The 14,067-nt window shown below is 40.5% G+C and carries 13 protein-coding genes; all 13 read right to left on the bottom strand.

Features of this window, described 5'->3' with window-relative positions; genetic code table 11:
• Window positions 1-20: 20 nt before the first annotated feature.
• Entirely contained in the window at window positions 21-1,142 is a 1,122-nt protein-coding gene (locus tag E2R53_RS01440; RefSeq protein WP_133310075.1) for a Nif3-like dinuclear metal center hexameric protein, read from the bottom strand.
• A complete protein-coding gene (locus E2R53_RS01435) occupies window positions 1,139-1,852 on the bottom strand; it encodes a tRNA (adenine(22)-N(1))-methyltransferase (protein WP_133310074.1) in 714 nt (237 codons plus the stop codon). The genes E2R53_RS01440 and E2R53_RS01435 overlap by 4 nt, the downstream gene beginning before the upstream one ends.
• A gap of 133 nt (window positions 1,853-1,985) precedes the next feature.
• Window positions 1,986-2,348 (bottom strand): cytochrome c550, encoded by a 363-nt coding sequence (cccA, locus tag E2R53_RS01430; protein ID WP_070875448.1) that lies wholly within the window; start codon window positions 2,346-2,348, stop codon window positions 1,986-1,988.
• 327 nt (window positions 2,349-2,675) lie between these two features.
• A complete protein-coding gene (locus E2R53_RS01425) occupies window positions 2,676-3,815 on the bottom strand; it encodes an acyl-CoA dehydrogenase family protein (protein WP_133310073.1) in 1,140 nt (379 codons plus the stop codon).
• 385 nt (window positions 3,816-4,200) lie between these two features.
• The gene (rpoD, locus tag E2R53_RS01420) at window positions 4,201-5,313 is read right to left on the bottom strand and encodes an RNA polymerase sigma factor RpoD (RefSeq protein ID WP_070875446.1); all 1,113 of its coding nucleotides are present in this window, start codon (window positions 5,311-5,313) and stop codon (window positions 4,201-4,203) included.
• A gap of 117 nt (window positions 5,314-5,430) precedes the next feature.
• Window positions 5,431-7,239 carry a DNA primase gene (gene dnaG / locus E2R53_RS01415; protein ID WP_133310072.1) on the bottom strand — a complete coding sequence of 603 codons (1,809 nt, stop codon included), beginning with the start codon at window positions 7,237-7,239 and terminating at the stop codon, window positions 5,431-5,433.
• 32 nt (window positions 7,240-7,271) lie between these two features.
• Window positions 7,272-7,724 carry a YaiI/YqxD family protein gene (locus E2R53_RS01410; protein ID WP_070875543.1) on the bottom strand — a complete coding sequence of 151 codons (453 nt, stop codon included), beginning with the start codon at window positions 7,722-7,724 and terminating at the stop codon, window positions 7,272-7,274.
• Between the two features lie 357 nt (window positions 7,725-8,081).
• Window positions 8,082-8,894 (bottom strand): pyruvate, water dikinase regulatory protein, encoded by an 813-nt coding sequence (locus tag E2R53_RS01405; RefSeq protein WP_133310071.1) that lies wholly within the window; start codon window positions 8,892-8,894, stop codon window positions 8,082-8,084.
• Window positions 8,895-8,914: 20 nt separating this feature from the next.
• On the bottom strand, window positions 8,915-9,553 hold the full coding sequence (locus tag E2R53_RS01400; protein ID WP_133310070.1) for a helix-turn-helix transcriptional regulator: 639 nt from the start codon (window positions 9,551-9,553) through the stop codon (window positions 8,915-8,917).
• A gap of 242 nt (window positions 9,554-9,795) precedes the next feature.
• The gene (gene glyS / locus E2R53_RS01395; RefSeq protein ID WP_133310069.1) at window positions 9,796-11,859 is read right to left on the bottom strand and encodes a glycine--tRNA ligase subunit beta; all 2,064 of its coding nucleotides are present in this window, start codon (window positions 11,857-11,859) and stop codon (window positions 9,796-9,798) included.
• Window positions 11,852-12,742 carry a glycine--tRNA ligase subunit alpha gene (gene glyQ / locus E2R53_RS01390; RefSeq protein WP_133310068.1) on the bottom strand — a complete coding sequence of 297 codons (891 nt, stop codon included), beginning with the start codon at window positions 12,740-12,742 and terminating at the stop codon, window positions 11,852-11,854. Before glyQ ends, glyS begins: the two co-directional genes overlap by 8 nt.
• A gap of 306 nt (window positions 12,743-13,048) precedes the next feature.
• A complete protein-coding gene (recO, locus tag E2R53_RS01385) occupies window positions 13,049-13,804 on the bottom strand; it encodes a DNA repair protein RecO (RefSeq protein WP_133310067.1) in 756 nt (251 codons plus the stop codon).
• A 32-nt stretch (window positions 13,805-13,836) separates the two neighbouring features.
• Complete coding sequence (locus tag E2R53_RS01380) at window positions 13,837-13,980, bottom strand: YqzL family protein (protein ID WP_133310066.1); 144 nt, start codon at window positions 13,978-13,980, stop codon at window positions 13,837-13,839.
• Between the last annotated feature and the right edge of the window lie 87 nt (window positions 13,981-14,067).

The following is a 14,067-nucleotide window of genomic DNA, read 5'->3' as shown; positions in this document are numbered from 1 at the left end:
AACTCCAGCGGTTTTTTATGTTATACAAATGTAAATGGATCTGTATGAATTTCTGAAGGGAAGATACTAACCTCAAATTTCTTTTCTTCACACATAGAAAGCAGCAGATCTGTTACCCCTTTTTTCATGACTTTCTCTACATTGTGACCCGGATCAATCACATTTAAGCCCATCACCATGGCATCATGAGCTACATGATAATAAAGGTCCCCGGTAACATAGACATCGGCTCCTTTGCGTTTTGCCTGGTGGATGTATTTATTTCCGTCTCCTCCAAGAACAGCAACTTTCCGCACCTTTGCATCCTTATTCCCTACCATTCTTACACAAGGAACATCAAGCTGCTTTTTCACATGCTCTGCAAATTCAGTTAAAGACATCTCATTTCCAAGCAAACCTATACGCCCTAATCCTAAAGCCTTGTCGTGCCCTTCAACTGGAAAAAGATCAAATGCAGGTTCCTCATAAGGGTGCGCTTTCAGCATAGCGGAAACAATCTTTCGCTGCTTGCTTGCCGGAATGATCGTTTCAATTCTCTCTTCTTCTACAAACTCAATTTTCCCTGATTGACCTATATAAGGATCTGTTCCATCAAGAGGACGAAAGCTTCCCGTTCCATTTGATGAAAATGTACAATGACTGTACATTCCAATATGGCCTGCACCTGATTGCCCCAGAACAGCCCTGAGATCGGCCGCATGATCTTTTGGTACATAGACGACCAGCTTCTTCAATTCCTCCTGATAGGTGTCAGCAAGGACCTCTGTGTCTGTCAGCTGCAGAGCTTCTGCAAGTAAATCATTCACACCGCCTGCAGCAACATCTAAATTGGTATGTGCTGCGTAAACAGCAATGTCATGTTTAATGCACTTTTCAAGCAGTGCGCCCCCCGGCTGATCCGTCGCCAGGTTGTTAAGCGGACGGAATATTGGCGGATGATGAGCGATAATTAAATTCGCATTTTTTTCGATTGCTTCATCAACTACTTCACCCAGAACATCGAGGGCGATTAATACGCCATGAATAGGTTTATTCAAAGTTCCTATTTGCAGGCCAATCTTATCGCCTTCCATGGCATATTCTTTTTTCGAAAACGATTCGAACAATTGGATGATTTCAAAGCCGTTAGGTATTTTGCTCATTTCCTTGTAACCTCCTCAAGCATTTCAATCAAATCATTCAGTTCTTTTTTCTTAGCTTCATTCCCCGGGCTCAATGCCGCACTTTCTATACTAGTTAATATCCGTCTGTTATGCTCAATTTCCTGCGCCCATTTCTTAAGGAACGGTTCTGTTTTCTCTTCCATCAAAAAAGGACCGACAAGCAAGCCTTTTTGCAAGGCTGTATGCTGATATGGAGCTTTTGCTTCACCCTTTTCAGCAATAAGAATCTCATAGATTTTTCCGTCTTCTTCCAATATCTCTTCATTTATCAGTTCCCAGCCGTTGCCAAGCAGCCATTTTCTTACATGATGTGCATGAATGTTGGGCTGAAGGATCAGTCTCTCTACTCCAGCTAATTTTTCTTTTCCGGCTTCAAGGATTTTTTCAATCAATGCTCCGCCCATTCCTGCAATAGTGATGCACGTTACTTCATTAGGATCAATGACATCCAGCCCGCTTCCTAAACGAACCGATATGACATCCTCTAGGCCGCTTTTTTGGACTTGCTTCTTCGCAGACTGAAACGGTCCCTGAACGACTTCCCCGGCAACAGCCGAAGCTGCCAAACCGTTTAAAAGGGCGTAGCAGGGCAAGTAAGCATGATCAGAACCGATGTCTGCCAGTACAGCATTCTTTGGTATATAATCAGCTACCGTTTTTAGCCTGTTTGATAAATTCACTTCATTCATTCTAAACCACCACATTCTTATGTACTTTTAATTCGGTCTCTCTATATAATAAGAAAAGTCCTCCGCAGATGCAAAGGACTTTTCGTTTTCGTTTAAATGGAACGATCCATATTTAAGTTTCTTTCGTGTAAAACTATTTGATTTTAGAAACCCATTCTGCCATCTCGTCCAGTTTTTCATCAGGAACTAAACCGGCCGGCATGTTTCCGCGTCCATTTTTAATCGTTTCTTTAATTCCGTCAACGCCGAGCCTGTCCCCAGCCCCTTTAAGAGCAGGACCCGCACCGCCTTCGTAATTCTCGCCATGACAAGAAACACAGCTTTGCTTGTAGATTTCCTCTGGTGAAGCGTTTGCAACTTCTCCCGATTTATCTTCCTCTTTTCCTTCTCCAGCCATTTCTTTCATATCGCCGAGCCCTTTAATAGATAAGAAAAACATAAGGCCGATTCCGATTACGGCAACTAAAGCAAATGGAATTAGTGGATTGCGATTCATTATGTAACCTCCCCTATGTAAAAATCTTGAAATGCAGGTAAACGATAGATTTAAACAATCTCTATTTTACTTTAAAATTTGTGGAAGTAAAAGACTTATTGTATAAGTTGGGCTATTTTTCAAAAATTAGTCAAAAAAACTTCATCAATGAAGATGAAGTTCCTGTTTTCAAGTGATAAGAAAGCATAAAATTTTTCGCTTCGATGGCGTGCGGAATCGCTCAAGGCTCCTCGGCCAGAACGGATCCGAAAGCATTGGCAAAAAGCGCCTTTACGGATCCGTATCTGTCTGCCTGCGCTAAACGGGCGCTTGCGCTTTTCTTATTCGTCAGCAGCCAATAAGTCTTGCAATAACCATCCGCTGAACTTCGCTTGTGCCTTCGCCGATTTCAAGCAATTTAGCATCCCGCAGATATCGTTCAACATGATATTCTTTCATGTAGCCATAGCCGCCGTGAATTTGAATGGCCTGATTCGTCACTTCTGTACACATTTCTGATGCAAACAGCTTGCAAAAAGAAGCTTCCTTCGTAAATGGTTTTCCCTGATCCTTTAACCAGGCTGCTTTATAAACCATTGTTCGTGCTAAATCAATTTTCATGGCCATATCGGCAAGTTTAAATTGGATCGCCTGAAATTCACTTAATGTTTTTCCGAATTGCTTTCTTTCTTTTGAATAAGCTAATGCTCTTTCAAAAGCTGCCTGGGCAATTCCTACTGCCATAGCGCCAATTCCAATTCTTCCTCCGTCTAAAGTCATGAGAAACTGCCTGAAGCCATGCCCTCTTTTACCAAGAAGATTTTCTTCAGGAACGGCAACATCTTCAAGTATTAATTCTGTTGTATTCGATGCATTCAATCCCATTTTTTCATAATTATCAATCACCTTGAACCCCGGTGCATCAGTTGGAACAATTAATGCGCTTATCTCTTTTTTTCCTTCTTTGCGATCCGTGATGGCCGTCAATGCCAAAAACTTTGCGTAAGAGGCATTTGTAATATAGCATTTATTTCCATTTATGGTGAACTGACCATCTTGAAGAACAGCTTCGGTCTGAGTGCCTCCTGCATCTGATCCTGCATTTGGCTCAGTCAGCCCAAAGGCACCCATGGATTCTCCTGAGCAGATTCTTGAAAGATACTTTCTTTTTTGCTCTTCTGTACCAAACATATTAATAGGAGCCCCGCCTAATGAAATATGGGCAGAGTATGTAATTCCGGTTGAACCGCACGCTTTGCTCAGTTCTTCCGTTACAATTGCGAAACTGATTGTATCTGCACCGCTTCCTCCGTATTCTTCTGAAAACGGCAGTCCAAGCATTCCCATTTCACCGAGCTGCTGAAAAATTTCTGCTGGAAATTGCTTAGTTTTGTCTCTTTCATATGCCCCTGGCTCAACAACTTCTTCTGCAAACTCTCTGATGGTTTTCTGAATCATGCGCTGTTCTTGTGATAGTTCAAAATTCATTTTATCCCTCCGTTTTGAATACGCTTACATATTAAATTATAAAGTGTAGCACTCTGTTTTCACAACTTTTTAAATTTTTTATTTAATTAAAAAATATTTTTCTGCAATGCTTCATTTTAAAAAGGATGCTTCATGTAAATGACATTTTAATGAATTTGTCAGTAATTTCAAGGATTTTTCCAGCAGGCTAAAGGATTGATGGGTCAAATTCAAGAGGTAAAATAAGCTGATGAAGGCTTAAAATTTTCTGAGGGTGATTTGCAAATCAAATAACAATTAAGTAAAATAAATGAAAAGAAGATGTAATAATGAAATTTATTGTTACCGCTGTCAAAAATAATTTTTTATAAAAAAACAAAAAAAAAAGCGAACAAAAGTCCGCTTTCTATTCCAAGAAATCTTTTAATCGTTTGCTTCTGCTTGGGTGACGAAGCTTGCGAAGTGCCTTTGCTTCAATTTGACGGATGCGCTCTCTTGTAACGCCAAACACTTTACCTACTTCTTCAAGTGTTCTTGTGCGGCCATCATCCAGTCCAAAACGAAGACGAAGCACGTTTTCCTCGCGGTCTGTCAGTGTATCCAGCACATCTTCAAGCTGTTCTTTTAACAGCTCATAAGCCGCATGTTCGGAAGGAGAAGTTGCATCTTGATCCTCAATAAAATCACCAAGATGTGAATCATCTTCTTCACCAATCGGTGTTTCTAGAGAGACAGGTTCTTGTGCGATTTTTAAAATCTCTCTTACTTTATCAGGAGTCAGGTCCATATCTTCTGCAATTTCTTCAGGAGATGGTTCTCTTCCTAAATCTTGAAGAAGCTGACGCTGAACACGAATCAATTTATTGATTGTCTCAACCATGTGTACAGGAATACGAATGGTTCTGGCCTGATCAGCTATTGCTCTTGTAATAGCCTGACGAATCCACCATGTAGCATATGTGCTGAATTTAAAGCCTTTGCGGTAGTCGAACTTCTCTACGGCTTTCATAAGGCCCATATTGCCTTCCTGGATAAGATCCAAAAACAGCATTCCGCGTCCTACATATCTTTTAGCGATACTAACAACAAGACGAAGGTTGGCCTCTGCAAGTCTTCTCTTCGCTTCTTCATCGCCTTCTTCAATGCGGTTTGCAAGCTTAATTTCTTCATCTGCTGTTAAAAGATCAACCCGGCCTATTTCTTTCAGATACATCCGCACAGGATCATTAATCTTAACACCTGGAGGCACACTTAGGTCGTTTAAATCAAATTCTTCTTCCTTTGCCAGCTGCTGTATATTAGGATCATCAGTCGATTCATTATCACCTACTAATTCAACGCCCTGCTCGCCAAGGTACTCATAATACTCATCCATTTGGTCTGATTCAATTTCGAAGCCCGACATGCGCTCAGCAATCTCTTCGTATGTTAAAACTCCACGTTTTTTTCCGATTTCTGTTAATTGGTCTTTTGCTTGTTCCAATGTCAATTCAGAATCATGGGTTTGTTTATCAGCCATTGGATCCCCTCCTTCCAAACTCTTGCAATTATTGCTTTATGTGAATGTGCTAATAGATAGTTGAAACCGATTAGCCGCAATGAATCTCTGTGTTTTGCGCAAGTCAAACATCTGCCTTCATTTAAGATCGCGCTTAAGTCTTATGACTTCCATAGCGATATTGGCAGCTTTGACAAAATCCTTTTGGCGCTCTGCTTCATGCTTTTCAGCTTCTTTTTCTTTTATCATTAACCAATTTTGGTGATTCAACACCTGTTTGATATAATCTGACAGCTCCCGCTCGGATATTTCTTCATTTACCGAGAGCATGGCTATATCTGAAACAAACTGGTGAAGCTGATTGTCCGGCAGTTTTCTCAGGAACGAGCTGACACTTGCCTCATTTCCTTCTTCGTAATATGCATATAAGTAAGTTATAATCGCTCTGTGCTCTTCTATATTGAACTGAAGTCCTATACGGTCAAGCACTTTTTGTGCAATGTCCTTATTTCGGAGCATGTGTGCTATAAGGAGTCTTTCAGCATTATGAAATGCCGGCAAAAGACGCTTTTGCTTTGGCTTCATCGCATGCTGGACAGGGGCACTCTTTTGCTGCTCCTTTTTTTGTTCAGGCTTTTGGCCGGATCTTTTATCCTGCATTTGACTCTTTAAAACATCCATTGATAATGAAAATTCTCCGGACAGCTGTTTTAAATACAGTTCGATTTCTACTCGATTCTCAAGCAAGCTGAGTTCTTTCAGTATGTCTTCTATATACTGCAGCCGTTGTCCTTCATCCTGAAGATTTTTTCCTTTGCGGAAAACCTGCATTTTAAATGCCATTAACGTAATGCTTGCCCCTATTACATCTTTTTTGAATTTTTCTGCACCAAATGTCCGGATGTAGTCATCAGGGTCTGTTCCATCAGGCAGCGCGGCAACTCTCATTTTGCAGCCGGCAGCAGCAAGTGTTTTAGATGCTCTTAATGTAGCTTCAAGTCCTGCAGAATCAGAGTCAAAACAGATTATAACATCTCCTGCGTTTCTTTTGATGATTTTTGCCTGAGCTTCAGTCAGTGATGTGCCCATTGTTGCAATCGAATGCTGCACATCTGAACGGACAGCAGAAATAACATCGGCAAAACCTTCAAATAAAACAACTTGCTGATTTTTGCGTATATGTACTCTTGCTTGATGAAAATTATAAAGAACTTTACTTTTGTTAAAGATTGGTGTTTCAGGGCTGTTGAGATATTTGGGCTGTTCTTTTCCAAGCACCCTACCTGAAAAGGCAATGGTACGGCCGGTGTGATCCAGTATAGGAAACATGATCCGATTGCGAAAACGGTCCAGATACCCATCAGAGGAGCTTTTCTTAACAAGCAGGCCTGCTTTTTCCATCATTTGCTGATCGTAGCCCCGTTTTGTTAAAAACTTGGCAACGAAATCCCAGGAATCAAGCGCATAGCCAATTTCAAACTGTTCAATTGTTTCTTTGGCAAAGCCTCTTTCTGTTAAATAATCGAAGGCAGCTTGCCCTTCTTTAGTGTTTACGAGCAAATGATGATAAAACTTCTTCAGCAGTTCATGTGCCTCAATCATTTTTTCATCATCGCTGTTTGCATCTTTTGGCAAAACGGCATTAAGCTGATCCGGAAGATCAATATGCAGTTTGTCAGCAAGTGCCGAAGCTGCTTCAACAAATGAATAGCCTTCAATTTGCATTAAGAATGAAAAGACGTTCCCGCCGGCGCCACATCCAAAGCAATGATAGATCTGCTTATCATGTGAAACGGAGAACGATGGTGATTTTTCGCCATGAAATGGACATAGCCCAAAATGATTTCTTCCCTGTTTCTTCAATTGAACATATTCACTGACAACATCCACGATGTCTGCCGATTGCTGAATTTTATCGATTATTTCATCGGGAATTCGATTTCCCATACCAACAACTCCGTGATACAAATATTCGCGATTTAACCACTAATTCCTGCATCTTTCGACAAAATCTTTTCCAGGGTGAAAATAAAACTGTCTCTGTCTGACTGGGTAAACTTTTTGGGGCCTTTTGTATGCTTTCCGCCTCTGCGTTCTTTCGCAGAAAGATACCTGAACTCAAGCGCCAGCTCAATATTTTCTTCTGTATACTGTTTACCCCGGGGTGTCATAACTATAACCCCTTTTTTCAGCAAAAGACCCGCAAGACCAATATCCTGCGTCACAACCAGATCATCACGGTATGAGTGATTAACGATGTATAAATCAGCAGATTCTTTGCCGGTGTCCACATAGACCCAGTCATATCCGTATGTATTTGATGTTTTGTGGTTGTAAGAAGCAACAAACAGGACATTGATCTGGTAATGGGCAGCAAGGTCAGCAATCTCCTGCTTTACAGGGCATGCATCTGCATCGACAATTATCTGCATCTTTTTTTCGTCATCTTTCACTATTCTACATCACTCCGATAGATTCCTTCTTAACCTTTTAGAAAAGATTGCATGGAAAACGAGCCTGAATTTGTCGAATTATTTTTCGTTGCTTCACTTGACAGATCACAATAAATAGTTTATTCGTTCTTGGTCAAGTCTAAACCTAAAATAAGTAATTTTATCACAATTTTTTATTATAATACAAAGTCTTTAAATTTTCCATTCTTTTTCACGAACTTAAATTGTTAATTTCAGGACATTGTCCTTTATTTTTGCTTCAGCAAGAACAGGACCAAGGACATATATAAAACTCAGAGCTTCTGCTTCTCTGAGTTCAATATTTTTGCCTGATCTTCAATTATACTTATTCATGATATTTTGGATCATGTTGGCTGTTTCCTCAACTGCTTTATTGGAAACATCGATTACCTGACAGCCGATTTTATCAATAACCTTTTCAAAGTATTCAAGCTCCACTTTGATTCTGTCGATATTCGCATAAATAGCTTTATCATTTAGGCCTAGAGAGATTAATCGTTCTTTTCTTATGTCATTTAATTTATCAGGGCTGATTTTAAGTCCGATGCATTTTTTAGGAGAAACTTTAAATAGCTCCTCAGGAGGTTCGACTTCAGGAACAATCGGCACATTCGCCACTTTAAACCGCTTGTGAGCCAAATATTGGGACAGCGGTGTTTTTGATGTTCGTGATACACCAACGAGAATAATGTCCGCTTTCATGATGCCGCGAGGATCACGGCCGTCATCGTATTTAACCGCAAACTCAATAGCCTCTACCTTTTTGAAGTAATCTTCGTCAAGTTTACGAACTCTGCCAGGTTCATATTTTGCATTAATCCCATAAGCAGATTCCATTTTGTCTATTAATGGTCCGATGATATCATAATAGACAACCCCTTGAGCATTCGCTTCTTCAATCAGTCCCTGTCTAAGCTCAGGAACGACCAGAGTAAAGCACACAATTGCCTGTTCAAGTTTAGCGAGCGCCACCACTTCTTTTATTGTGCCTAAATCTTCGACGTAAGGAATTCGTTTGATTTTTGTGTCCGAAGCATTTCCATTAAATTGGCTGATAGCTGCTTTTATAACAAGTTCAGCTGTTTCGCCTACAGAATCTGATACAACATAGACATGGCGATTGTACATACCATTCCTCACTCCCCTTGTTAAATGATTTCATTCTCAGCTAAGCCGACCAATATCTTCGTCATATTTGTTTTAGTGATTCTTCCAGTTACTTCAAAGCCTTTTTCCGTCTCTTTAATGACTGGAATGGCGTCAATTTGCTTGTTTATTAAAAATTTCGCAACATCCATGATGTAATCCTCACGCCTGCACATGGTAATGTTCGGCATTCGTGTCATGATTATATTCACAGGAATGGATGCAAGCTCCTGCTTTCCGATGCTTGCTCTGAGCAAATCTTTCCGGGACAATACTCCAACCAGGATTGACCCTTGATCTACAACAAATAACGTGCCGACATCTTCAAGGAACATCGTAACAATTGCATCATAAACCGATACATTCTCGTTCACTACAACCGGAATGGACTGGAAATCTTTCACCTGCAATTTTTTCAGTTTATCTGAAAGAAGACCTGCTCCTGTTTTGCCTGTGTAAAAATAGCCGACCCTGGGTCTTGCTTCAAGATAGCCGGCCATTGTCAGTATTGCGAGATCAGGCCGAAGAGTCGCTCTTGTTAAATTCAGCTGATCGGCAATATGTTCACCGGTAATTGGTCCGTTATCTTTTACAATTTGCAGAATGTGTTCCTGCCTTTTATTAAGTTCGATTATACTCACCGCCTTAAGGTTCCAATACATATGTATCAAGCGTTCTAATTTCCTATGGGTAAATAGGTTATACTATATAAAAATATTATATACTATTTGAACGGATTGAAAAGAACCTTTGGAAAAAAAGAAATGCGGAACCGACCGTTTAGACCTGACAGACGCTCAATATATAATTAAAAAAAGACATTAATCAATTTATATAAAAACAAGCAGACGATTGCCCTCTTCCAGGCAATCGTCTGACTTTATTATTTTACAATGACAGCATCCATATTGGCAAAGGATTCTATCAATGCAGCAAGCTGTTTCATTTGTGCAAGGCGATTGTTTTTCAATGCCTCATCTTCCGCCATGACCATCGTTTCGTTAAAATAAGTTTGAATAAATGGCTGTAATGAACGAAGGGCTGCAAATGCAGCATGGTATTCACCGGCAGCTGTATTTGCTTCATACTCATCTTTCACGTGCACGTATTGATTATACAGCTCCTGCTCCTCTTTATTCTTGAAGAGTTCAGGATTAACAGCTGCTCCAGTGCCTTTTTTCGAGATATTTTGTACTCGAGCAAAAGCTTCCATTATTCCCTTGAAGCTTTCATCTTTAGCTGCATCTTCTAGCACTGCAGCTTTTTCCATGATTGCAGTCAGTTCCATATGCCCTGCTCCAAGCACGGCATCAATGATATCGTATCTGATTTTTTTCTCATCAAGAACGTGTTTTACTCTCATTTTGAAAAATGCGAGCATTTCATTTTTCACTTTGTTTTGATCAATTTCATTAAATGGTGCAAGAGCAAGGTCAAATAATTCGTCTAAAGAAATTGTCCACTTTTTTGCTAACAGGATTTGAACAATGCCGCTCGCCTGGCGTCTGAGCGCATATGGGTCCTGTGAGCCAGTCGGGATGACACCGATTGAGAAGAAGCCTGCAATGGTATCAAGTTTATCTGCAAGCGCCACAATCGCCCCTGCAGTTGAGGCTGGTGCTGAATCTTCGGCATGACGCGGCATGTAGTGCTCGTTTACTGCAGCTGCCACTTCTTCCGCTTCTCCAAATGCTCTGGCATACTTTTCGCCAATGATCCCCTGCAATTCAGGGAATTCATATACCATGTGTGTGACAAGGTCGAATTTGCAAATCTCAGCTGCACGCAAGACATGTGTTTTTTCTTCGGAGGATACGTTAAACCGTTCAGCAAGAGTTTGTGAAAGAGAAGTCATTCTTCTAACTTTATCTCCTGTAGATCCAAGTTCTTCATGGAAAACAATTTTATCAAGTTTTTTCACATTGTCCGAAATCACAAGCTTTTGGTCTTCATTGTAAAAGAAAGCTGCGTCTGACAGACGTGCGCGCAAAACTTTTTCATTTCCTCTTGCCACGTTTTCAATATGATTGTGGTCGCCATTTCTGACTGTTACAAAGTAAGGAAGCAATTCACCCTCCGCATTTTTCACCGGAAAATAGCGCTGATGTTCTTTCATTGTGGTTACAAGCACTTCTTCTGGAAGCGACAGATACTCTTCTTCAAACTTCCCAAACAATGCAGTCGGATACTCTACGAGATTGGTCACTTCTTCTAATAAATCTTTATCAATTGGAATATTCCACTTGTTTTCTTCTTCAATATGATGCAGCTGTGTGAGAATAGCTTCTTTTCTTTTTACAGGGGAAGCAATGACAAACTGTGAAAGAAGCGACTTTTCATATTCAGATGGATGATTGATTACTTGATCTGAGCCCAAAAAGCGGTGTCCTCTCGTTTCTTTTCCAGTTTGAACGCCAGTAATGTTAAAAGGAATCACTTCCTGGCCGTATAGGGCAATCATCCATTTTATCGGCCTTGCAAATCTCAGTTCCTGAGATCCCCAGCGCATATTTTTAGGAAACGTAAGACCAGTAATGATCTCTCTTAAGTCTGTTAAAAGTTCTTTTGTTTCTTTCCCTTTAATGAATTTTTGAACATGTGCATATTCAATGCCCCCAATTTCTTTAAAGAAGATATCCTCAACACTTGCTCCCTGGCCTCTTGAAAATCCAACAGCTGCCTTTGACCAATTACCGTCTCTGTCAAGCGCAATTTTCTTGGCAGGTCCCTTAGCTTCTTCCTCGATATCCTCCTGTTTTTCAGCAACACCCTCTATTTGCACCGCAAGTCTTCTTGGAGTTGAAAAAACATTGACCTCTCCAAAAGAGATATTTTTCTCCTTCAGCCAGTTCGCTGTTTTTAGAGAAAGCTGATTCATTGCATCTGTTACAAATCTTGCAGGCAATTCCTCAAGTCCGAGTTCAAGCAGCAAATCATGTTTACTCATCTGTTTTAGCCTCCTCTTTTTTCAGCATTGGAAATCCTAATTTTTCTCTTTCATCATAGAACGTTTTTGCCACTTTTCTGGCCAGGTTTCTTACACGTCCAATGTATCCTGTTCTCTCTGTTACAGAAATGGCTCCTCTTGCATCAAGCAGGTTAAACGTGTGAGAACATTTTAAAACATAGTCATATGCAGGATGAACGAGTCCTTCGTCCATTTGCCGATGCGCTTCTTTTTCATAAATGGAAAACAGATTAAACAGCATCTCGGCGTCTGACGTTTCAAACGTATACTTTGAATGCTCAAATTCAGGCATCAAGAAAATATCGCGAACGGTAAATCCATCCGTCCATTCCAAATCAAATACATTTTCTTTATCCTGGATATAGGAAGCCAGGCGTTCAATGCCATATGTAATCTCAACAGATACGGGCTTGCACTCGATGCCTCCCACTTGCTGGAAATAAGTAAACTGAGTAATTTCCATTCCATCAAGCCAGACCTCCCAGCCAAGTCCAGCACAGCCAAGTGAAGGGTTCTCCCAGTTATCTTCAACGAAACGAATATCATGTTTCAGCGGATCAATGCCCAAAGCCTTTAAGGAATCCAAGTACAATTCCTGTATATTGTCAGGGGAAGGCTTAATGATAACCTGAAATTGATGATGCTGATAAAGGCGGTTCGGGTTTTCCCCGTAGCGGCCATCAGCAGGACGGCGGGACGGCTCTACATAAGCTACTCTCCATGGCTCAGGACCAATTGCCTTTAGGAACGTATAAGGACTCATCGTTCCTGCTCCTTTTTCAGTATCATAGGCCTGCATTAAAATACACCCTTGATCAGACCAATGCTTTTGCAGTGTTACTATCATGTCTTGAATATTCAAACCAAGCACCTCCATATATCTAATAAATATATAAAACAAAAAACTCCCGTCTCTATGCTGTGTAATTCAGCATAGGGACGAGAGTTAACCCGCGGTTCCACCCTAATTGCCAATGCATTTATTATGCATCAGCCTCTTTCCGGTAAAGTCGCTCAAGAAACGCCTTTCTTTGCCGGTTATCCCTTAGCTCACACCATCCTAAGGTCGCTTTTCATAACGCTCTGCAAATACTCTTTTTCCTTCACAGCAACATATTAATTTACAAGCATCATAATAGAAACAGAAGACAAAGTCAATATGTATACATCATGTCAGCTTTCCTTTTAACGATTCAATCTGATCTAAAAACTTCTTAGACTTTAGAAATATCCCGGAGTATTCACTGTAATAGGAATCAATCACCATTTTAAGCTCTGCTTTTGTTTCCGGCTTTACAGTTACTTTGCCCAGCCTTTCTAAGTCAAAATAATAAAATAAACGCAATAATTTAGCGGTTGCCTGGGAAATCTGCAGTCTGTACGGATCGGTCTCAAAACATCTGTGACAGATAAAACCGTTTTCTCTTATCGAGAAATGAAAGGTACCATCCTTGCTGCTGCAGTTTACGCACGAATCAAGCTGCGGGTACATCCCCAGAACATTCACTATTTTCATCTCAAAAATATAAAGCAGGACATCAGGATCGACACCTTCATTTAGGCGCTGAAGAGTCTGACTGAACAATTCAAAAAGAAAAGGATTAGGTTCATTTTGCTCTGTGCTTTTATCAAGCAATTCTGCGGCATACGAAGCATATGCCGTCAGAAAGATGTCTTCCCTAATCCCCCGCATAGAAGAAATCGTTTCGCCCTGCTGCAGCCCTCCGAGTCCGGAAGACTTCTGAAATAAGAAATACCCGTATGTGAATAACTGAGTTGATGAGGAAAGCCTGCTATTAGGCTTTTTTGCCCCTCTGGCCATTACCCCCACTTTACCAAGTTCACGGGTATAAATTGTCACAATTTTATTTGTTTCACCATAATCATTTGTTCTAATGACAATGCCTTCACACTTTTGAAGCAATCTTTCTCACCATCCAGAAGGATTCGGTCAGATCACGAAATTGGAAAGTCAGCTTCAGCCAGCTCATGATCGTGTGAATCGGGTCCGTCACCAGTATCTTTTTCCAGTTCCTTAAAAAGAAGATAGGTATCAATATTACCTGTTTGAATAAAGACTTTCCAGGTAAAATCCAACATGTAAACCCCCGCCTTTCTGTCGTTAAGACAAGCAAGCTATAATCCAATTTCTATATCGTTATCTTGACCTGAGATCCTTCGTTTCAT

It is taken from the genome of Peribacillus frigoritolerans (assembly GCF_004358755.1).
In the GTDB taxonomy this organism is placed as follows: domain Bacteria; phylum Bacillota; class Bacilli; order Bacillales; family Bacillaceae; genus Bacillus_P.
Note: the sequence above shows the minus strand (reverse complement) of the source record. Positions and strands in the feature narration are given on the sequence as shown.